The sequence below is a fragment of the Niallia oryzisoli genome (assembly GCF_043641075.1).
Lineage (GTDB): Bacteria > Bacillota > Bacilli > Bacillales > Cytobacillaceae > Bacillus_BD > Bacillus_BD oryzisoli_A.
In genome coordinates this window covers 120,618-142,786 of record NZ_JBHZRC010000003.1, presented here as the reverse complement: position 1 = coordinate 142,786, position 22,169 = coordinate 120,618, and the positions used below count along the sequence as shown (strand labels likewise).

The window sequence follows — 22,169 nt, the reverse complement described above, 5'->3', positions numbered from 1 at the left end:
TATGCTTCCAAACTGGAAGCAAAAGAACCGACCCCGTGCTTCCTCATGAACAAATAAAGGAGCGTTTGTATGGCTGGGATTTTAAGTAAAGTGTTTGATCCGAATAAGCGGGAGATAAAACGCCTAACAAAGATGACTGAGAAGGTTGAAGCACTTGCTTCTGATATGGAAAAGCTTTCAGATGATGAGCTCCGTGGCAAGACAGAAGAGTTTAAGACTCGCTATCAAGGCGGAGAATCCATTGATGATCTATTGTATGAAGCGTTCGCAGTTGTTCGCGAAGGAGCTAAACGTGTTCTCGGCATGTATCCATATCCTGTTCAAATCATGGGGGGGATTTCCCTGCATGAAGGAAATATCTCTGAAATGAAAACAGGGGAAGGGAAAACGTTAACTTCGACGATGCCTGTTTATTTAAATGCATTAACTGGAAAAGGCGTTCACGTTGTAACGGTCAACGAATATTTGGCCAGCCGTGATGCCAGTGAAATGGGCCAGCTCTTTACGTTCCTTGGACTAACTGTAGGATTAAACCTAAATAGTCTTTCAAAAGAAGACAAGCAAGCAGCATATGCCTGTGATGTAACATATAGCACGAATAATGAACTTGGTTTTGACTATTTACGTGATAACATGGTTCTATACAAAGAGCAAAAAGTACAGCGTCCGCTGCATTTTGCCGTGATTGACGAGGTTGACTCTATCTTAATTGATGAGGCCCGTACACCATTGATAATTTCTGGATCTGCGCAAAAGTCTACGCAGCTTTATATTCAGGCGAATGCGTTTGTTCGTACATTAACGAAAGAAGAAGACTATACGTACGATGAAAAAACAAAAGGGGTTCAATTAACAGAGAGCGGGATGACGAAGGCAGAGCGCTCCTTTGGAATTGAAAACCTGTTTGATATTCGACATGTAACGCTGAACCACCATATTACACAGGCTTTAAAGGCCCACTCAAGCATGCATCGTGATGTGGACTACGTCGTACAGGATGGAGAAATTATCATCGTTGACCAATTTACTGGCCGTTTAATGAAGGGACGCCGTTATAGCGATGGACTTCACCAGGCGATCGAAGCCAAGGAAGCATTGGAAATTCAAAATGAGAGCATGACACTTGCGACCATTACCTTCCAGAACTATTTCCGGATGTATGAAAAATTGTCTGGTATGACCGGTACAGCGAAAACAGAGGAAGAGGAATTCCGTAACATTTATAATATGAATGTTATTGTGATTCCAACGAACCTGCCGATTGCCCGTGATGACAGAGCGGATTTAATTTATGCCAGCATGGACGGAAAATTCAAAGCGGTTGTGGAAGATATCGCAGAGCGGCATCAAAAAGGGCAGCCGGTACTAGTCGGTACGGTTGCAATTGAAACGTCAGAGCTTATTTCACGCTATTTAATGAAAAAAGGAATCAAGCATGATATCCTCAATGCGAAAAACCATGAACGCGAGGCTGAAATCATCCTGAATGCTGGACAGCCAGGTGCTGTAACGATTGCCACCAACATGGCCGGCCGTGGTACGGATATTAAGCTTGGTGAAGGTGTGAAAGAGGTTGGCGGTCTTGCTGTTATTGGTACAGAGCGTCATGAAAGCCGTCGTATCGATAACCAGCTTCGTGGACGTTCAGGTCGTCAAGGGGATCCGGGTGTGACACAGTTCTATCTTTCCATGGAAGATGAATTGATGCGTCGCTTTGGTTCCGACAATATGAAGGCGATGATGGAAAAGCTCGGCATGGATGACACACAGCCGATTCAAAGTAAAATGGTTTCAAAAGCGGTTGAATCTGCACAAAGGCGTGTGGAAGGGAACAACTTTGATGCCCGGAAGCAGCTTTTACAATATGATGATGTCCTTCGACAGCAGCGTGAAATTATTTACGCCCAGCGTAATGAAGTGTTAGAATCAGAAAATCTGCGCAGTATTGTGGAGAATATGATCCAAGCTTCCTTATCACGAAATGTGGCAGTTCATATTCCGGACAGTGAAACGCCGGATCCAAAAGATTACCAAAGTCTTTTAGACTATATTAACGGCAGCCTTCTTCGTGAAGGAGATATCACACTTGATGATCTTCATGGCAAGGACAGCCAGGAAATCATAGATATGGTATTAGCCAAAGTGAAAGAGCATTATGATGCAAAAGAAGAACAGCTTGGCGAAGCGCAAATGCGTGAGTTTGAAAAGGTCATCGTGCTGCGCGCAGTTGATTCAAAATGGATGGACCATATCGATACAATGGATCAGCTTCGTCAGGGAATCCATTTACGTGCCTACGGCCAAGTAAATCCACTCCGTGAATACCAGCAGGAAGGCTTTGCGATGTTCGAAGCGATGGTCGAATCGATTGAAGAAGAAGTAGCGAAATATGTCATGAAGGCAGAAATCCGCAATAACCTTGAACGTGAAGAAGTCGCAAAAGGGCAGGCCGTCAATCCGAAGGAAGATGGAGAAGTTAAGAAAAAGCCGACTGTGAAACGAAATGTGATTAGACGAAATGATCCATGTCCATGCGGCAGCGGTAAAAAATATAAAAATTGTCATGGATTATTGGAGTAGTCCTTCAGTCCATAGCAACCCTGCATAACAAGGTCTATCATGAATAGACTTTGTTATGTCTGTTTTTAATGTAAAAGAGGCTCTATTAATTAGTTGAGGTGGAATAGAAATGGAATTAGCGGAAATTCGTAATGAATTAGAAAAAACAGCTAAAAAATTAGCGGACTTTAGGGGGTCTCTTTGACCTAGAAAACAAAGAAGCACGAATGGCTGAACTGGATGATATCATGCTTCAGCCGGGATTTTGGGACGATCAACAAAAGGCTCAAGGGATTATTAATGAATCCAATGCTTTGAAGGATCAGGTCAATGAGTTTTACACTCTTTTTGAAACATTTGAAAACCTTGAGCTGACGTATGAGCTTGTAAAAGAAGAACCAGATGAAGAGCTTCAAAGTGAGCTTGAAGAGGAAATGACTGCTTTATCTGAACGTTTAAATCAGTTCGAGCTGCAGCTTCTTTTAAGTGAGCCATATGATAAAAATAATGCGATTTTGGAGCTTCACCCTGGTGCGGGCGGAACGGAATCACAGGATTGGGGATCCCTGCTACTCCGAATGTATACACGCTGGGCAGAGAAAAAAGGCTTCAAGGTGGAAACGCTCGATTATTTACCTGGTGATGAAGCTGGTATTAAAAGTGTTACACTTGCCATTAAAGGTCATAATGCCTATGGCTATTTAAAAGCTGAAAAGGGTGTACACCGTCTTGTACGTATTTCTCCATTTGATGCATCAGGCCGCCGTCATACTTCATTTGTATCCTGTGAAGTGATGCCTGAATTTAATGATGATATTGAGATCGAAGTACGATCCGAGGATCTTAAGGTTGATACGTATCGTGCCAGCGGTGCCGGTGGACAGCATATCAATAAAACAGAATCGGCGATCCGAATCACACATCTTCCAACTAATATTGTTGTGACCTGTCAATCAGAGCGTTCGCAAATTAAAAACCGTGAATCAGCCATGAAAATGCTGAAATCAAAGCTGTACCAATTGGAGATTGAGAAGAAGGAAGAGCAGCTTGCAGAAATCCGCGGTGAGCAAAAGGATATCGGCTGGGGAAGCCAAATTCGTTCCTATGTATTCCATCCATATTCCATGGTTAAGGATCATCGTACCAATACAGAGGTTGGGAATGTACATGCCGTCATGGATGGCGACCTCGACGAATTTATCGACGCGTACCTCCGTTCCAAAATTTCCTAATAATGAATTGGTTTGTAATATTTGGTTATTTTTTTATAATAAAGACTTTATTAATGAACGTTATTGTATGTTGTGCGCTCGTTGATTGTAGTGGAAGGCACGAAGACTCCTGCGGGAGAAGCGAGACAGGCAAGACCCCACAGACACGTAGTGTCGAGGAGGCTCGCCGGTCGCCCGCGGGAAGCGAATTTTCTTGAACGGAAATCAACAACATAGTTTGCAAATCCCAAAAAGACCTCTGTCCAAGCGCTGGACGGAGGTCTTTTTTTGTTATCAAGTAAAAATATATAGAATTTATAATATAAGAAAAATAATATTAATAGAAACTACGCATATATGTTTATAATCATATATAACTTAAATACAATTCACAAAATTGAAACAAATAACTCTAACCCTTTATATGATTGAATTATTTACAAAAACATAACTTAATAGAATAGTTGAAATACTTTTAAGAAAAAATGATTATGGTATAATATATCTGAATTATGTAGTTATTTCAAAGGGGGATATAGAATGAAAGTGAAGGGGAGACTCGCTGCATTATTGATGGGTACTGCACTTATACTTGCAGCCTGTGGCGGTGGCGAGGAGAAGGATTCAACTAGCACATCCGGTGATAACGCTACAACTGATACAGCTGCAGCAAATGGAGAGAAAATTTTCACTCAAAAATGCTCCAGCTGCCATGGACAGAACTTAGAAGGTGGAGTTGGTCCAGACCTTACAACGGTTGGTTCAAGACTTTCCCAAGCAGATATAGAAACATTAATTAATGATGGTAGAGGTGCTATGCCTCCAGGCTTAATTGAAGGAGCAGATGTAACGGCTGTTGCTGAATGGCTTGCTGCAAAAAAATAATAGGTAATAGACTGGTTTAAAATAAAGGGGTATGACTCCGCGGGATTATGATGTTACGCACTATATGGTTAGTCAGCCCCTTATTTGTTTCTAGTTTTCTTTAACACCTATCTTAACTCCTATCTGATCTACTTATTTTACAATTTATTTCAGTATTATACTCCTATTTTCCTATAAACTTCACAAATTACCAATTTGTTTTACAAAATGGTAACCACCGTAACAAAACCCTTATTTCAACTAAGTTTTACAAGCATCAAGCTCCTTTAAATCGACATTTTTTTCGCATGAAAAGAAACTGTAATATTTTTAACACTATTATTGCTGGATTATGATGTTATAATGGTGTGTGTGAGAAAAACATATACGTTTTTGTAGAATTTTGTCGACAGTATTTAACTTCATTTCAGCAGAATTCCCCCACTTCTAAAGTAGGAGATAAGTGTAAAAATAGCTCTCCGATTCAGTTGAGTTCAAAATGAAGTTAAGCCTCCGGCGGATGCCTCGGATTTTTAAAAGGTATTTTATCGAGGCAAGCTTGATAAAAATCCGGGCGCAAATTCGGCGAGCGAATTTGATTGTTTTTTTCAACACAAAAAACATTGGGTGATAACATGATAGAAATGGAAGATGTATTTAAAAAGTATCCTAATGGTGTTGTTGCAGCCAATGGGATTAGTGTTTCCATTAAGCAAGGTGAATTTGTCTATGTCGTAGGACCTAGTGGCGCAGGAAAATCTACGTTTATTAAAATGATGTATCGAGAAGAAGTTCCGACTAGAGGAACGATTATGATAAACGGTGTCAACCTGGAGAAATTGAAGCCTAATAAGGTTCCAATGCTGCGCCGTCAAATTGGAGTGGTCTTTCAGGATTTCAAATTGCTTCAAACCTTGACTGTTTATGAAAATGTAGCATTTGCAATGGAGGTTATTGAGGAACATCCGGACCAAATTAAAAAAAGAGTCATGGAAGTCCTCAATCTTGTAGGCTTAAAGCATAAGGCTCGCATGCTTCCTTCAGAGCTTTCAGGCGGGGAACAGCAGCGTGTTTCAATTGCCCGTTCAATTGTGAATAATCCAAAGGTAGTTATCGCGGATGAACCGACTGGGAATCTAGATCCGGATACATCCTGGGAGATTATGAAAATATTTGAAGAAATCAACAGGAACGGGACAACCGTCGTCATGGCAACACATAACCGTGATATTGTGAATTCAATTAAGCACCGCGTTATTGCTATCGAAAGCGGTATGATCAGCCGTGACGAACAGAGAGGTGATTACGGGTATGAAAGCTAATACACTTCGTCGCCATGTGAGGGAAAGCTTTAAGAGCTTAGGAAGAAATGGCTGGATGATGTTTGCATCTGTCAGTGCAGTAACCATTACTCTTCTATTGGTTGGGGTCTTTTTCGTTATTATGATGAATCTTAATAATGTGGCTAAAAGCATCGAAGACGACGTTGAAATTCGCGTTCACATTGATGTAGCCGCAACAGATGAGGAGCAGCAGGTATTAAAGAGTGAAATTGAAAAGCTGCCGGAAGTGGCAAGTGTTACTTTCTCACCAAAGGAAGAAGAGCTTGATAATTTGATTACCAGCTTAGGTGAAGAGGGAGAAGCCTTTACATTATTTGAACAGGATAACCCGCTTAACGACGTATTTGTCGTAAAAACGAAAAACCCAACAGATACCATGAAGGCGGCTAAGAAGATTGAAAAAATGCATTTTGCCTCAAAGGTAAAATATGGTCAGGGCAGTGTTGAAAAGATTTTTGAAGTAACAAGCATCAGCCGAAACATCGGTCTTATTTTAGTTATTGGACTGTTGTTTACAGCGATGTTCTTAATCTCCAATACGATTAAAATTACGATATTTGCTAGAAGAAAAGAAATTGAGATTATGAAGCTTGTAGGTGCTACAAATGGATTTATTCGTTGGCCGTTTTTCCTTGAAGGGTTATGGCTCGGCTTATTAGGATCCATCATACCTATCCTTGTCGTAGGTGTGGGCTATTACTATGCTCATGGGTATTTATCACAGAAGCTAGCAGGTAATTTCATTCAATTACTGGAATTTAGTCCTTTTATCTACCAAATCTCTGGACTGCTGATTCTATTAGGTGCACTAATTGGAGTCTGGGGAAGCTTAATGTCAGTAAGAAAGTTCTTAAAAGTATAAGAATGATTACAAGGGACAAGAATTCCTTGTTCCTTGCTACATATAAAATCCATCTATTACATGATGGATTTTAATATTGATAGAAGGTTATGTAAAAAACAAAGTTGATTTTATTAGCAGGTTGATTGGAGTGGAAGGCACGAAGACTCCTGCGGTCGCCCGCGGAAAGCGAAGTTTCTTGAACGGAAATCAACAACCAAGTTCAACAAAGATTACTAGATAAATAGAGAAAACGATTCACCTGTTTGTAGAGAGGAGAAATCGAAATTGAAGAAAACCATCATGACACTTTCAATAGTCGCGTCAGTTGGGCTGAGTACGGCTTTAGTAGGCATCCCAGCCAGCACGGCTATGGCAGCATCCCTAAGTGAGCTAGAAAAGAAAAGTGAAGAGATTCAAACGAAGCAGGAAGGCATTCAAACTGAAATTAATCAGAAAGAAGCACAGCTGAATGAGATCAGTGCTGAAAAGGCACAGGTTAATGCGGATATTGATCGGATCGATATAGCAATTGGTGATACAACAGCGAAAATCACCGAAAAAAATCAACAAATCGATGAAAAAAATGCAGAGATTACCCAGCTTAATAAGGAAATTGATGTGTTAAAGGAACGTATTGCAACACGTAATGAATTATTGAAGGACCGTGCTAGATCCTATCAGGAAAGCGGTGGAATGGTCAGCTATATTGAGGTGCTAGTAGGAGCAGAAAGTTTTTCTGACTTTATCGACCGTGTCGGAGCAGTTGCCGTTATTTTAGAAGCGGACCAGGACATCCTTGCGCAGCATAAGGCCGATAAAGATGCATTGGAGCAAAAGCAAGCACAGCTTGAAAAGGATTTAAGCGATTTGGAAGCGATGCGTGCAGAGCTTGATGCTTTGAAGGCAGATTTAGATGTGCAAAAAGCACAGAAAAATGAATTGATGACTTCTCTCTTACAGGAAGAAGCACAGGTGAACGAGCTAAAAATGAGCTTGGAAGAACAAAACGAGAACCTCACGGCACAAGATGCAGCGGTTCAAAAAGCAATTGAAATGGAGCAGCAAAGACAGGCTGAGCTGAAAAGACAACAAGCTGCGGCAGCAGCTGCAGCGGCAAGTGCAGGCGCATCAAGCGGTGGTTCAAGCACTGTGTCCACGGTTCCGGTCTCAGATGGAACGTTCACAAGACCGGCAGCAGGTACAATTACTTCTGGATTCGGCTTTCGCAGCTTTAACGGCGGAGGCTTCCACTACGGAGTAGACATAGCGAAGGGCGGTACAGTGCCAATTGTCGCTGCTGCAGACGGAGTTGTATCTAGATCGTATACTTCCTCTTCATACGGTGAAACGGTTATGATTACGCATATTATTAATGGACAAACCTATACAACGGTCTATGCCCATATGAGCAGCCGTTCAGTCGGAAACCTGGTCACTGTCACTAAAGGACAAGTTATCGGTTATATGGGTAATACAGGCGATTCTTACGGCCAGCATTTACATTTCGAACTGCATAGAGGAGCATGGAATGCGGCGAAATCCAATGCGATTAACCCAGTTGGTATTGTACCATTGTAAGAGAAAGATAGATTTGTATAGTTTGTGATAAAACGGAAGACTGCTGGAATGCGGATCTTCCGTTTTTTGTTGTGTTTGGATGGAATAAACTGTAAAAATGCGAATCTGCTTCTGAAAAGCGCGGATATCCCCCTCTAAATCTTAAATCTGTTATTACGTGTTAAGATGTGTTTTTAATACGTTAAAGCTTGCCTGCGTTTTGGTAGATCTTTGAAAGTTTTGAATAATCGCTTAAAATGAGGGTAGCTTCTTTTGGCCATATCCGACCGTTATTTGGAGCCATGTATTTAATGACATATATAACAGGATTTATTTAAAGATATTCTTAAACATTCAGCAAAGTCGTCTGCGGGGATACTTTTCATCTATATAATTGTAGGTTGATTACGTGGACTAAGTCTTTATTAACTAAGCGGACCTAATGAACCTGAGAAACCGTAATTGTAATTGTTGTATCTAAGTAAGAAGAAAGTGCACAAAAACAAACTAGGCTGCTACAGTCGTGAAGGAAATAGGGGCTTCAAGTGCAACTCGTTAGTCTATAAGGGAAAGGTGTTAAATGGAACTAAATAGATACAAGGAGACACAAGAGATCTGTAACTTATGGAATATAAATTATATCATCTTATTGTGTATAAATATTCTCAGCCAAATGGCTTTTAATCTTGTCACCCCACTTTTGTCGGAATATGTTCTCCATTTAGGTGCATCCTTAGGGATGGCAGGAGTTATTGTTGGGGTGTTTGCAATTACGGCGCTTTTCATTGGGCCGTTTGGTGGAATACTCACAGACCGGGTCAATAAAAAATATGTTATGATCATCGCTACTTTCATCAATGGCATTGCGACAATCGGTTACAGCCTAGCACCCAATATAGGGCTTATCATTTTTTTTCGTATGCTACATGGAGCCAGTTTCAGTATTACCAGCGCGTCCAATCTTGCTTGGATAGCCGATTTTGTTCCAAAAAAGAGGATGGGAGAAGGTATTGGATATTTTGGCATTAGTCAAATTATTGGGATTGCTCTTGGTCCTGGAATAGGGATAGAAGCTGCAGGTCATTTTGGAATTCCCAAAACCTTCATGATAGCAGCAGCATTGCTGATTATTGCATCCATATGTATGATTTTTGTTTCGAACAAAAATTATAAATTGATAGGAAATATCGCAGTTAAAAGAAACAGAATCAGTCTAAAGGATATCATTGCATTTGAAATACTGGCGCTTTCTTTAATAGGGGGCTTGTTTTCCTTAGGAAATGGGCTTGTCACCTCATTTTTAGTTTTACTGGGGGTAGAACGTAATATAAGTGGAGTAGGACTCTTTTTCACCGTATATGCATTGTTTCTTATTTTTATAAGACCAATATCAGGAAAGTTATATGATCAAAAGGGGCTCTCATATATTTTGTATCCTGCATTAATATTTGGCTGCCTAGAATTATTGTTATTAGGCTATGCAAATTCACTTTGGATGATCATTTTAGCCGCTATTTTTAAAGCGTTTGGGCAGGGAATCGCTCAACCTGCACTGCAGGCAGAGTCTCTTCGGAAATTAGGCAGACAAAGAACAGGGGTGGCTTCAAGTACCTTCTATATTGGCGCGAATATCGGGCAAGGATTTGGTCCTTTGCTTGGCGGAGGTCTTGCTTCACTAGTTGGTTATAAAGGAATGTTTAGCTTTAGTGCTATTCTCATGATATGTGGTATTTTGGGTTATGCTTTATACAATAAAAGCAATAGATTTGAATAGTTTCGGATAAAAAAGGAGGAGTGCAAGAATGCGGCTCTTCCGTTTTTTTGTTGTAATTTGACTTGCACCTCATAAGAGCCGCCCTCTAAACTCCAAAAAGGTAATTTTCCACTTCAATACACAGATTTTTTCATAACCTGTCCGTTTCCACATATATTGAACTAAGAAAGCTTGGACAACTGGTCCAACTATGATTCTGACTAGTTCCGTTTTTATTAAAATGTTTCATGAAAGGCAGAAAGGAAGATGGGGATGAAGCGGAAATGGATAGCGCTCCTTATGGCAGGCTCCCTGCTGACAGGAGCGGGTGGTACATACGCTGCCATGATGTTTAAATTGGATATCACACCGTCGCAGCCGGAAGAAACAAAAACAGAATCGAAAACAAAGGAAAAATCCATGCAAGACTTCGGCATTCAGGAAGGGAATATGGATAAAATCGTACAGGCCTATCAGTTAATTAAAGGAAATTATGTGGAGGAAGTGAAAGAGGAAAAGCTGGTAGAGGGTGCAATTCAAGGGATGCTTACAAAATTGGACGACCCTTATTCCGTTTATATGGACAAGGAGAAGGCGAAGCAGTTCAGCCAGGCTTTGGATTCATCCTTTGAAGGCATTGGGGCCGAGGTTAGCATGGTAGATGGAAAAATTGTTATTGTCGCACCGTTTAAGGATTCACCAGCGGAAAAGGCAGGAATCAAGCCGAATGACCAAATCCTGAAAGTGGACGGCCAAAGCGTAGATGGACTTGATTTATACGAAGCCACGTTAAAAATTCGCGGTGAAAAAGGGACAACCGTAAAGCTTGAAATTATGCGACAGGGATTAAATGATCCGATAATCATATCGGTTAAACGGGATGAAATACCGCAAATTACTGTCCATTCAAAGATTAAGGAGCAGGACAATAAATCCGTTGGCTATCTCGAAGTGACATCCTTTTCAGAGGACACTGCAACTGAGTTTAAAAAGCAGTTGAATCAGCTCGAGGAAAAGAATATTGATGGGCTGGTTATTGATGTGCGTGGAAATCCTGGAGGCTTCTTGGAAAGTGTACAAGAAATTTTAAAGGAATTTGTCACAAAGGATAAACCATATATGCAGATTGAAAAGCGCAACGGTGAACGAGAGAAATATTACACGACGCTAGGGAAAGAGAAGCCATACCCTGTTGCTGTTTTAATTGATAAAGGCAGTGCCTCCGCCTCAGAGATTCTTGCCGGTGCACTACAGGAGGCAGAAGGATTTACCCTTATTGGCGAAAAGACCTTTGGTAAAGGTACGGTTCAGCAGGCAGTGCCAATGGGGGACGGCAGCAATATCAAGCTAACCCTGTTTAAATGGCTGACACCTGATGGTAATTGGATTCACAAAAAGGGCATTAAGCCTGATTTAGCGGTGACACAGACCGAGCTTTATCATACACATCCAATCCAGCTCAAGGAACCTTTAAAGAAGGATATGAACAATGAACAGGTGAAAAACGCACAGCAAATCTTAATAAGCCTTGGGTATGAAACATCAAGAAAGGATGGCTATTTTAACGAGGCTACCGAAACAGCAGTAAAAGCCTTTCAGCAGGAAAATAATTTAAAGAGTACCGGTGTCATTGATGGAAAAACCGCTGCTGCTCTTGAACAGAATGTGGTCAAGGAATTGAAAAAGGAAAGCAACGACCTGCAATTGCAGGCCGCGTTAAAATTTATTGCACAGGCTGTAAAACAATAACAGAGCTGTTTAAATAGTAAGCTTTCCAAAAAACATAAGGAAAAAACTTAGAGGCTGAACCTTTCAAACGGAATTTTGTTACATTTCGTTTGAGAAGGTTCAGCCCTTTTTTTCGTAAACTGTCGAGCAATTTTCAGAATACCAGCAACGAATCCAAGCCGTGAAGAGTACAATATATATAAGGAAACCTTCCGAAAACATCTTCATGAGGGTGATGGGGAATATGGCTTCAACTAATAAAAAACACATGATTCACCTTTACGAAAAGCTAGCGTGCTGGCTGTTTGGTGCATTGATTACAATCGAAACGATTTTGATGTTCATAAACGGAAATGAAGCGAAGGGATTCATGGGCATGAAGACGATAGTAGTGTTTGCAGTCATGTATGTTTATCAAACCCGTTCATCCCGTCCGTTACCTGCTCCCTTTACAATCATCATCTATACCTTTACTTTTATAGCTGTTGGGCTCGGCACGCTAGGGGGCTTCTATCAAATTCCACATTTTGATGATGCACTTCATCTTTTATCAGGAGTATGGATTGGCTACGGGAGCTTAATCATGCTGAACATACTGGTGGGAGAGGAATTGGCTTCCCGTCTTCCAAGAGCGTTCATCCTCCTTTATATGATTAGCTTTTCACTTGCCGCTGCAGGACTTTGGGAACTGCTTGAATTTACAGGAGACAAATGGTTTCATTATAACGCTCAGGGCAGAGACCATGATGATACGATGTTTGACATGATTGACGGACTTATTGGTGGATTCGTTGCAGCCTTACTTTTTTTACGAAAAACCAAAGCTGAATGACATTTTAAATTAAGGATGTATAAGTATACAGGTTGATTGCAGTGGAAGGCACGAAGACTCCTGCGGGAGAAGCGAGACAGTCGAGACCCCGCAGACACGAAGTGTCGAGGAGGCTCGGCGGTCGCCCGCGGAAAGCGAAGTGCCTGAAACGGAAATCAACACAAAGTTTCAGCATAAATCTAAAATGTGTCCTTACGCCTAATTTACTGTCCTCATTTAATTTGATAGAATAGTTAAATAGAGATTAACGTTATAGATTTCTAAATGAATGATCAATAGAGGTTGGTGGCAGTATTGGCACTAGATTGGGGTTTTGAGTTTTTAAAAGGTTTAGAGAGATTATTTCTAAATCCACTGTTTTATTATTTGTTTATTGTTGCCGCTATCATGGGAATTTCAAGAGTGAAGCGAGAAAGGAAGCAATTTCATGCGCGGGTGAAAAATGCCTATTATGAACTACGGCAGCTTCTTCCACTGGGCTTAGGTATTGGATTGATTCTGTCTGTCGTGACAATTGGAGCGGGACTGGTAATTCCAATTGAAACGGTTATTTTGGCAGCGCTGTTTACTTTATTTTGGAGCTTAACCACAAATTTTCGCTTTTTATCTCCGGTTTACACTGTTGGTTTGGCCTTTTTCGCTACGCTGTTTATTCTAAGTAAAAAATGGTCTCTTCCCCTTATTGAAAGTCATACGCCTGAATGGAACCAATCCATTCTTCCTCCAATTGCCGCTCTGTTGGGTATATTAATCATTGCTGAGGGTATTTTGATTTTTCGAAATGGCAGGAAGGGCACGTCTCCTAAGCTCGTTAAAGGGAAGCGGGGAATGCGTGTCGGCGTACATGAAGTAAAGCGTCTTTGGATGCTGCCTTTATTTCTGATTATTCCAGGTGAAGCATTGCAGGCACCATTTGAATGGTGGCCAGTATTTTCAATTGGCGGTCAAACGTATTCGATTGTTCTTGTTCCTTTTGCAATCGGCTACTATCAGCAGATACAAGGGAGGCTCCCGGTATTAGCTGTTAAGCAGGCAGGGAAAAACGTAATAAAATTTGGAGCGGTGCTCACATGCTTGTCTATAGCAGGGTACTGGTATCCTCCTGCATCCATTGTCATTGCTGCAGTCGCCATTATCGGGCGTGAGCTATTATCGATGCGCCAGCGTATGAATGAGGACAATCTTCCATTTTATTTTTCGCAGCGAAATCAAGGAGTAATGATTCTTGGTGTCATTCCTGATTCACCTGCTGAAAAAATGGGTCTCGACGTAGGAGAGGTTGTTTCAAAGGTGAATGGCGTCATGATTACAGATGAAGAAAGCTTTTATGAAGCGATGCAAAAAAATCGTGCACATTGTAAGCTTGAAGTCTTTGATGTCAATGACCAGGTTCGCTTTGTCCAAAGAGCCTTATACGAAGGAGATCACTACCAGCTAGGGATTCTCTTTGTTCAGGACGAGAAATTGTGGGACGACGAAGCAATGGTGTTTGTCCCATCACATCATAATAAATCTTTTTAATACTAGAAAATCCTCTAAGGTATCCGAAGCCTTAGAGGATTTTTTTTTTGTTCCTGTAGGATGTAAGCGCTGTAATGCTAAAAAAGGCATGTGGTTTCATACAAAATGTGACAAATGGCATCGTATATATGTAATATATATCAAAATTAGATTGATTTTATGCAAAAACAATATTGGTAAGATTAATCTCGTTGTAATATGATTAATCTAACGAAAATGATAGCGAATTGAGAACAGTTTGAATGATCTGTTTTGCTATTAAAACTATTATGCAAAGGGTGAATGGAAAAATGAATCAGATGAGACCTCCAGTAAAACAAGGACTTTACAATCCAGCCTATGAACGCGACGCCTGCGGGATTGGCTTTATTGCAAATGTAAAAGGTAAAAGAGAACATACAATTGTGAAACAAGGTTTGACAATGCTCTCTCGGATGGAACATCGAGGCGGTCAAGGCAGCGATCCTGCTACGGGTGACGGAGCAGGGATCATGACACAAATTCCACATCATTTCTTCACCAAAGAGATTTCAACATTGAGCGGATATGAAGAAGGAAATTACGGGGTTGGAATGGTTTTTCTTCCTGAAAATAGTAGCCAACGCAAACAATGTGAAGAGGCATTTCAGGATATGATTACCCAGGAAGGTCTTGATTTTCTAGGATGGAGAACCGTGCCGACAAATGATTCTTCTATTGGCGTAAATGCCAAAGCGAGCCAGCCGTCCATACGCCAAGTATTTATTGGAAAATCTAGTGAAATGAATGAGTTAGAATTTGATAGAAAGCTATATGTGATTAGAAAACGAGTAGAAAAGGAAGTTCGTGAAAAACAGCTTGCTCAGGATTCAACCTTTTATGTAGCAAGTCTTTCTTCAAGAACCATTGTTTATAAGGGTATGTTAACACCTGAACAAATTGATCAATTCTATCTCGATTTACAGGACGAAGCATACAATTCTGCGTTTTCATTAGTCCATTCACGTTATAGTACGAATACATTTCCTAGCTGGGAAAGAGCACATCCAAATCGCTACTTAATCCATAATGGTGAAATTAATACCTTAAAAGGTAATGTAAATTGGATGAAAGCCCGCGAACAGATGATTGATTATTCTGTGTACGGCGATTTTAGCAGTGATGTGATGCCGATTATTGATGAGAATGGAAGTGACTCATCATCCTTTGATAATTGCCTAGAGTTTCTACATTTATCTGGACGTTCCTTAGTACATGCTGCGATGATGATGGTTCCAGAGCCTTGGGAAAAAGATGAAACAATGGATGATAGCTTAAAAGCTTTTTATGAATACCACAGCCATATAATGGAGCCTTGGGATGGACCGGCAGCCTTTTCTTTTACAGATGGGAAGCAGATTGGTGCCATGCTGGACCGAAATGGACTGCGTCCTGCACGTTATTATGTGACGGTAGATGACCAAATCATCTTTGCTTCAGAAGCCGGGGTGCTGGATGTGGAGGAAAGTCGAATCCTTGAAAAAGGAAGACTAAGTCCTGGTAACTTGCTGCTGGTTGATTTCGCAGAAGGACGTATTGTTAAAAATGATGAAGTGAAGAAGAAGGTTGCTAATGAGCAGCCATATAGAAAATGGTTAAATAATCAAAGCGTTCATATCAATGAATTACCAGCTGCAGATGACAGTAAAAAGACTAATCATGAAACTATTAAGCAATTACATCAAGCATTCGGCTTTACACAGGAAGAATTAAATGACCAATTTCTCCCAATGGTAAAAGAGGGCAAAGATCCGATTGGTTCTATGGGAAATGATACACCGCTTGCCGTACTCTCAAATTATTCTCAGTTATTATACAATTATTTCCAACAGGTATTTGCACAGGTTACAAATCCGCCGATTGATGCAATTCGTGAACAATTTGTTACATCAACATCAACATTATTAGGTGCAGAGGGCAATCTGTTAGATCCTGCTGAGGCAAGCTGCCAGCGAATTCGTCTTGATTCACCAATTCTTACAAATAAAGATCTAATTAAGCTTAAGTCACTGAATAGTGTCCCATTCCAATCAAGAACATTCCCGATGGTTTTTGAAGCGAATAAAGGAGAGAATGGTCTTGAACCTGCTTTAACTCGTTTGTTCCAGACCGTAGATGATGCAGTAAGTGAGGGTGTTTCACTGATTATTTTATCAGACCAGGACTTGAATAAAGATGTGGCAGCAATTCCAGCATTGCTTGCAGTGAGTGGACTTCACCAGCATCTAGTAGGTCAAGGTACACGGACAAAAGTAAGTATTATTGTAGAATCTGGAGAGCCAAGGGACATTCATCATTTATGTATGTTAATTGGTTATGGCGCAGATGCCATCAATCCATACCTTGTTTACGCAACAATCGAAGATTTCTTCCATAATGGAAAATTAGCGGATCTAGATCTTTCAAAAGCAATTAAAAATTATACTAAAGCTGTAACAAAAGGAATTGTAAAGGTTCTTTCAAAAATGGGTATTTCTACCGTGCAAAGCTATCGTGGAGCACAAATTTTTGAAGCAGTGGGAATTCACCCTACTGTTATAGATAAATATTTCACAGGTACATCTGTACAATTAGGCGGAATAAAGCTTGAAACGATCGCAAAGGAAACCCTTATTCGTCATGAAATGGCCTTTGAAACGGAAAACCAAGAACAGCCTCTGTTTGTAGGTGGCGATTTCAAGTGGCGTAAAGGCGGAGAAGAGCACGCTTTTAGTCCTGATATTATTCGCATGCTAAAGCAGGCATGCCGTACGAACGATTATGAGCAATATAAAACCTATACAGAGAAAGCAAATCAATCAAAGCTGATTTTTGTACGTGATTTATTTACCTTTAAGAAAACAAATCCAATTCCAATTGAAGAAGTGGAGTCCATTGAGTCTATTGTACGACGCTTTAAAACCGGGGCTATGTCATATGGTTCACTAAGTCAAGAAGCGCATGAGACATTAGCGATTGCGATGAACCGTCTCGGTGGAAAAAGTAATAGCGGTGAAGGCGGCGAGCATCCTGATCGTTATCTGCCGGATGAAAATGGAGATCTGCGTCGCAGTGCAATCAAGCAGGTAGCATCCGCTCGTTTTGGTGTCAACAGTCATTATTTAATGAATGCAGAAGAAATTCAAATCAAAATGGCGCAGGGAGCAAAGCCTGGAGAAGGTGGCCACTTGCCAGGCAATAAGGTATATCCATGGATTGCTGAAGTGCGTGGTGCAACACCAGGTATTGGGTTAATTTCACCTCCGCCGCATCATGATATTTATTCGATTGAGGATCTTGCACAGCTTATTCATGATTTAAAAAATGCAAATCCGCATGCTAGGATCAGCGTCAAGCTCGTGTCTAAGGCAGGAGTTGGCACCATTGCAGCCGGAGTGGCAAAAGGGCTTGCGGATGTCATTTTAATAAGTGGAGCTGACGGAGGAACGGGCGCTGCACCAAGAACAAGCATCAAGCGCGCGGGTATGCCTTGGGAGCTTGGGCTTGCGGAAACGCATCAAACATTACTATTAAATGGCTTGCGTGATCGTGTTGTATTAGAGGCAGATGGGAAATTAATGACTGGCCGTGATGTGGTCATGGCAGCGTTACTTGGAGCAGAGGAATTTGGTTTTGCGACAGCACCATTAGTTGTCTTAGGCTGTGTCCTTGTCCGTCAATGTCAAAACGATACTTGCCCGGTAGGGATTGCAACACAAAATCCAGAATTACGTAAGAAATTTCTTGGTAAGCCGGAGCATGTTGAAAACTTTATGCGTTTTATCGCACAGGATGTTCGAGAGATTATGGCGAGCTTAGGACTTCGTACAATAAATGAACTAGTGGGCCGCACTGATTTATTAAGCCAAAGTGAACAGGCAAAATCTCATTGGAAAGCAAAGGATTTGGATGTATCATCTATTTTTTACCAGCCTGAAGGATCGGTGACTAATGGAATTGGAGCAAAACAGAAGCAAAATCATGGCCTAGAGAAATCCTTAGACTATCGGGAGCTTTTATCCGTTAGCCAGCCTGCACTGGAAGAAAAGCAGAAAGTAGAAGCAAGCTTCCCAATTCAAAATATTAATCGAACAGTGGGTACGCTGCTTGGTAGTGAGATAACAAAACGATATGGTGCAATTGGACTTCCAGAGGATACGATTAAGTTGAACTTTACAGGATCAGCTGGACAAAGCTTTGGTGCTTTTATTCCAAAGGGATTAACACTTTCACTTGAAGATGAGGCAAATGATTATGTTGGGAAAGGACTTTCCGGAGGAAAAATCATTGTAAAACCATCTGAAAAATCTACTATTATGGCTGAGGAAAATACCATTATTGGTAATGTTGCTTTTTATGGTGGAACAGCAGGAGAAGCTTATATCCGTGGTCTTGCCGGTGATCGTTTCGGTGTTAGAAACAGCGGGGTTCATGCTGTTGTGGAAGGAGTCGGTAACCATGGCTGCGAATATATGACTGGCGGTCGTGTAGTCATTCTCGGCTCAGTAGGTAATAACTTCGCTGCAGGTATGACGGGTGGAGTCGCATATGTTTACCAAGATCAGTTGGGTGAATTCCAAAAGCAGTGCAATCACGAATTAGTCGATTTAGAAGTTTTGGACGAGCAAGACTATACGGAGGTATTAAATCTTGTCCAAAACCATTACAACTATACAGGTAGTTTAAAGGCCTTCGAGATTCTTAACAATTGGGATCAAACACTTTCAAAATGGGTGAAAGTTATTCCGAAAGAATATAAGGGAATGGTTCAATCCAATCCTAGTGAAGTTTTAGTGAAATAAGTTTCACTTTTCGATAAGGAAGAACGAGAAGAACTAAATACCTTAGTCCCTTGTTAGTGACGACTGAGAGTTTAGTTGAGTGTCATTGCTTTAATAGCATACGAGGCTGATAAATTTGAAGTCGTCCTATTGATGGAGGAGAGGATAGGAATGCAATTTACAAAAATGCAGGGCTTAGGGAGCTCCTATATATTATTTAATCTTTTAGAAGACTCAATGGAAAATGTTGACTTCTCCAAACTATCGAAGCTGGTTACAGATGTGAATATTGGAATTGGTTCGGATGGTATGCTCCTGATTGGTCCTTCCAATCGAGCAGATTTTAGAATGAGAGTGTTTGATCAAGAAGGGACAGAGGCAGACCATTGTTTAATTGGTCTACAATGTGTTGCTGCCTATCTATATGATACCATGTACGCCGAAACAACAAGCTTTACGATCGAGACATTAGGTGGAGATATCAGTATTAAAGTAGAGCTTGGGGAAAAACGAAAAGTAAAGACCGTCATGGTATGGGATCAGCGTAATCAGGTCTGGACAAATGGTGAAGTCAATTATGTTTGTTATGGTGAATTAGAAACAATGAATTTACCAAGAACGTAAATAGTTCAATATTGTTTTAGATGAAAAAAGGAGAGATGAAATGATGGCTAAGTATACAAAAGAAGATATTAAACGTATGTGTGTGGAGCAAAATGTAAAATATATCCGTCTTCAATTTACTGATATTTTAGGGATAATCAAAAACGTGGAAATACCGATCAGCCAGCTTGAAAAAGCCATTGATAATAAAATGATGTTTGACGGTTCTTCCATCGAGGGATTTGTGCGTATTGAAGAATCAGACATGTACTTATATCCAGATCTTGATACCTTCGTTGTCTTCCCGTGGACAGCAGAAAAAGGAAAAGTGGCTCGTTTTATTTGTGATATCTATAACCCAGATGGTACTCCATTTGCAGGGGACCCACGCAACAATCTAAAGCGAGTATTAAAAGAAATGGAGGAGCTGGGCTTCACTTCCTTTAACCTTGGACCTGAGCCGGAATTCTTCTTATTTAAGCTTGATGCAAAAGGGGAGCCTACATTAGAGTTAAATGACAACGGAGGCTACTTTGACTTAGCTCCAACAGATCTTGGGGAAAACTGCCGTCGTGATATCGTTCTTGAGCTTGAGGAAATGGGCTTTGAAATTGAAGCATCACACCATGAGGTTGCGCCTGGACAACACGAAATTGACTTTAAATATGCAGATGCAATCACAGCATGTGACAATATCCAAACCTTTAAGCTAGTTGTTAAAACAATTGCCCGTAAGCATGGTCTGCACGCTACCTTCATGCCGAAGCCGTTATTCGGTGTAAACGGTTCTGGTATGCACTGTAATTTATCACTATTTAAAAATGGTGAAAATGCATTCTATGATGCAACTGCAGATTTACAATTAAGTGAAACAGCTCGTCAATTTATTGCTGGTATTGTAAAGCATGCTGAATCCTTTACTGCGATCACAAATCCAACAGTAAACTCCTATAAGCGTCTCGTTCCTGGATACGAAGCCCCTTGTTATGTTGCATGGTCAACAAGCAATCGCTCGCCGTTAATTCGAATTCCAGCTTCCCGCGGATTAAGTACACGTGTAGAAGTACGAAGTGTCGACCCAGCTGCAAACCCATATTTAGCATTAGCTGTGCTGTTAAAAGCAGGTCTTGATGGAGTGAAAAACAGTATTAATCCTCCAGCACCAGTTGACCGTAATATCTACGCCATGAATAAAGCAGAGCGTCTAGCTGAAGGAGTGACAGATCTTCCAGCAACATTAGCTCAGGCAATCGAAGTATTAAAATCAAATGAAGTGATTATATCTGCTCTTGGTGAGCATATCTTCGAGCACTTTATCGAAGCGAAGGAAATCGAATGGGATATGTTCCGTACGCAGGTTCATCCTTGGGAACGCCAGAACTACATGAGTGTATATTAATTAGTTGAAAGCCTTGATACGTTAGTATCGGGGCTTTTTTTCGAGTTTCAGGCAGGAGATTCATACCCATCCCTCTCTACTTTCCCGAAATATGCAAATATTCAAGATTGCTACTCAGTGTTTTGTCGGCCCGATAATGAGGGAGCTCATGACGCCGACAGTGATAATTGCAATACAGGAAAAAAGGAAGGTTCTCAGCCCTAACACACTAAAGCCTGCTGTTACAATCAAGCCGTCAATCATGAAAATAACGATTCCAATATTCAAGGAGGAGGAGTTGGCAACCAATTTGGCCAGCAAATCCGTTCCGCCAGTGCTTGTCTGATAACGTAGCATGAGACCAGTGCCTAGTCCGATAAATGCTCCGCCTAACAAGGCACTTGCAAGAATCGGCAGATGGAGCTGATGTTTAATTGGTGCGAGCCAATCAATGAAAAAAGCGGCAATAAAGAGACCGTACAGACTATGATAGAAATACGATCTCTCACGAAGCCATGTATATAGAAATAAAGGTACACTCAGGAGGATCATCGTAAGTCCAACCTGTGCTTCAAAATAGTAATGCAAGATAAGAGCAATCCCAATAATGCCGCCATCAATCAAATGATATGGCACCAGAAAACCATTAATTCCTATTCCCATCAAAAGGCTGCCAATAAAAACAACAGGTATTTTCTGAATAATAACAGTCACCTTCATTTACGTTGGATATGCTAAATATATGTCCAAGCATTTTATCTTAGAAGATTTTTCATGTAGATGGTTGTGAAAAAATGGTGGAGATAGTTAAGTAGAGGTAAACAAAAGGAGCTAATCGTGTATGATCAGTAGTTTACTTCCTGTGGTAAAGATGCCAACTCATACAGAATAGTGTTATTTAAAACTAAAACAACAAAGAAGGACATTTCAACAATATATTAAGTTTGAAATGTCCTTCATGGGGTAGATGAAGGACATTGTTGTGAAGTAAAAGAAATGACATGTCCTTCATGGGGTGGATGAAGGACATTGTTGTGAAGCAAAAGAAATGACATGTCCTTCATAGGGTGGATGAAGGACATTGTTGTGAAGCAAAGAAATGATATGTCCTTCATGGGGTAGATGAAGGACATTGTTGTGAAGCAAAAGAAATGACATGTCCTTCATAGGGTGGATGAAGGACATTGTTGTGAAGCAA

14 protein-coding genes are annotated in these 22,169 nt (G+C 40.7%); 13 read left to right on the top strand and 1 reads right to left on the bottom strand.

Features of this window, described 5'->3' with window-relative positions; all coding sequences use genetic code 11:
* Positions 1–69 precede the first annotated feature (69 nt).
* From secA to glnA, 13 genes are all read left to right on the top strand, one after another.
* Positions 70–2,580 carry a preprotein translocase subunit SecA gene (gene secA, locus ACHUFV_RS12925; protein ID WP_394234717.1) on the top strand — a complete coding sequence of 837 codons (2,511 nt, stop codon included), beginning with the start codon at positions 70–72 and terminating at the stop codon, positions 2,578–2,580.
* A 109-nt stretch (positions 2,581–2,689) separates the two neighbouring features.
* A protein-coding gene (gene prfB, locus ACHUFV_RS12920) for a peptide chain release factor 2 (RefSeq protein ID WP_394234715.1) occupies positions 2,690–3,791 on the top strand; the annotation gives its coding sequence in 2 pieces (ribosomal slippage) (positions 2,690–2,761 and positions 2,763–3,791; 1,101 coding nt in all).
* A gap of 525 nt (positions 3,792–4,316) precedes the next feature.
* Positions 4,317–4,655 carry a cytochrome c551 gene (gene cccB / locus ACHUFV_RS12915; protein WP_394235095.1) on the top strand — a complete coding sequence of 113 codons (339 nt, stop codon included), beginning with the start codon at positions 4,317–4,319 and terminating at the stop codon, positions 4,653–4,655.
* Positions 4,656–5,269: 614 nt separating this feature from the next.
* Positions 5,270–5,956, top strand: a complete 687-nt coding sequence (gene ftsE, locus ACHUFV_RS12910) for a cell division ATP-binding protein FtsE (protein ID WP_394234713.1) — start codon at positions 5,270–5,272, stop codon at positions 5,954–5,956.
* Positions 5,946–6,839 (top strand): permease-like cell division protein FtsX, encoded by an 894-nt coding sequence (ftsX, locus tag ACHUFV_RS12905; protein WP_394234711.1) that lies wholly within the window; start codon positions 5,946–5,948, stop codon positions 6,837–6,839. Before ftsE ends, ftsX begins: the two co-directional genes overlap by 11 nt.
* Positions 6,840–7,106: 267 nt before the next feature.
* Complete coding sequence (locus ACHUFV_RS12900; protein ID WP_394234709.1) at positions 7,107–8,399, top strand: murein hydrolase activator EnvC family protein; 1,293 nt, start codon at positions 7,107–7,109, stop codon at positions 8,397–8,399.
* 559 nt (positions 8,400–8,958) lie between these two features.
* A complete protein-coding gene (locus ACHUFV_RS12895) occupies positions 8,959–10,152 on the top strand; it encodes an MFS transporter (protein ID WP_394234707.1) in 1,194 nt (397 codons plus the stop codon).
* 252 nt (positions 10,153–10,404) lie between these two features.
* Positions 10,405–11,880: a S41 family peptidase gene (locus ACHUFV_RS12890; protein WP_394234705.1), complete on the top strand. Its 1,476-nt coding sequence runs from the start codon at positions 10,405–10,407 to the stop codon at positions 11,878–11,880.
* A gap of 223 nt (positions 11,881–12,103) precedes the next feature.
* Positions 12,104–12,691 (top strand): hypothetical protein, encoded by a 588-nt coding sequence (locus ACHUFV_RS12885; RefSeq protein ID WP_394234703.1) that lies wholly within the window; start codon positions 12,104–12,106, stop codon positions 12,689–12,691.
* A gap of 294 nt (positions 12,692–12,985) precedes the next feature.
* A complete protein-coding gene (locus ACHUFV_RS12880; protein ID WP_394234701.1) occupies positions 12,986–14,212 on the top strand; it encodes a PDZ domain-containing protein in 1,227 nt (408 codons plus the stop codon).
* 290 nt (positions 14,213–14,502) lie between these two features.
* Positions 14,503–19,011, top strand: a complete 4,509-nt coding sequence (gene gltB, locus ACHUFV_RS12875) for a glutamate synthase large subunit (protein ID WP_394234699.1) — start codon at positions 14,503–14,505, stop codon at positions 19,009–19,011.
* A 150-nt stretch (positions 19,012–19,161) separates the two neighbouring features.
* The gene (locus ACHUFV_RS12870; RefSeq protein WP_394234697.1) at positions 19,162–19,614 is read left to right on the top strand and encodes a diaminopimelate epimerase; all 453 of its coding nucleotides are present in this window, start codon (positions 19,162–19,164) and stop codon (positions 19,612–19,614) included.
* 43 nt (positions 19,615–19,657) lie between these two features.
* Positions 19,658–20,992, top strand: coding sequence for a type I glutamate--ammonia ligase (gene glnA / locus ACHUFV_RS12865; protein ID WP_394234695.1), 1,335 nt, complete (start codon positions 19,658–19,660; stop codon positions 20,990–20,992).
* Between the two features lie 114 nt (positions 20,993–21,106).
* On the opposite strand, the gene ACHUFV_RS12860 is transcribed toward glnA, so the two are convergent.
* Positions 21,107–21,691, bottom strand: coding sequence for a YitT family protein (locus tag ACHUFV_RS12860; protein WP_394234693.1), 585 nt, complete (start codon positions 21,689–21,691; stop codon positions 21,107–21,109).
* Positions 21,692–22,169: the final 478 nt, after the last annotated feature.

Bases quoted from the DNA above. Each gene is read 5' to 3' on its own strand.
- secA (WP_394234717.1), top strand. From the start codon at position 70: ATGGCTGGGATTTTAAGTAAAGTGTTTGATCCGAATAAGCGGGAGATA.
- ftsE (WP_394234713.1), top strand. From the start codon at position 5,270: ATGATAGAAATGGAAGATGTATTTAAAAAGTATCCTAATGGTGTTGTT.
- ftsX (WP_394234711.1), top strand. From the start codon at position 5,946: ATGAAAGCTAATACACTTCGTCGCCATGTGAGGGAAAGCTTTAAGAGC.
- ACHUFV_RS12895 (WP_394234707.1), top strand. From the start codon at position 8,959: ATGGAACTAAATAGATACAAGGAGACACAAGAGATCTGTAACTTATGG.
- ACHUFV_RS12890 (WP_394234705.1), top strand. From the start codon at position 10,405: ATGAAGCGGAAATGGATAGCGCTCCTTATGGCAGGCTCCCTGCTGACA.
- ACHUFV_RS12885 (WP_394234703.1), top strand. From the start codon at position 12,104: ATGGCTTCAACTAATAAAAAACACATGATTCACCTTTACGAAAAGCTA.
- gltB (WP_394234699.1), top strand. From the start codon at position 14,503: ATGAATCAGATGAGACCTCCAGTAAAACAAGGACTTTACAATCCAGCC.
- ACHUFV_RS12870 (WP_394234697.1), top strand. From the start codon at position 19,162: ATGCAATTTACAAAAATGCAGGGCTTAGGGAGCTCCTATATATTATTT.
- glnA (WP_394234695.1), top strand. From the start codon at position 19,658: ATGGCTAAGTATACAAAAGAAGATATTAAACGTATGTGTGTGGAGCAA.
- ACHUFV_RS12860 (WP_394234693.1), bottom strand. From the start codon at position 21,691: ATGAAGGTGACTGTTATTATTCAGAAAATACCTGTTGTTTTTATTGGC.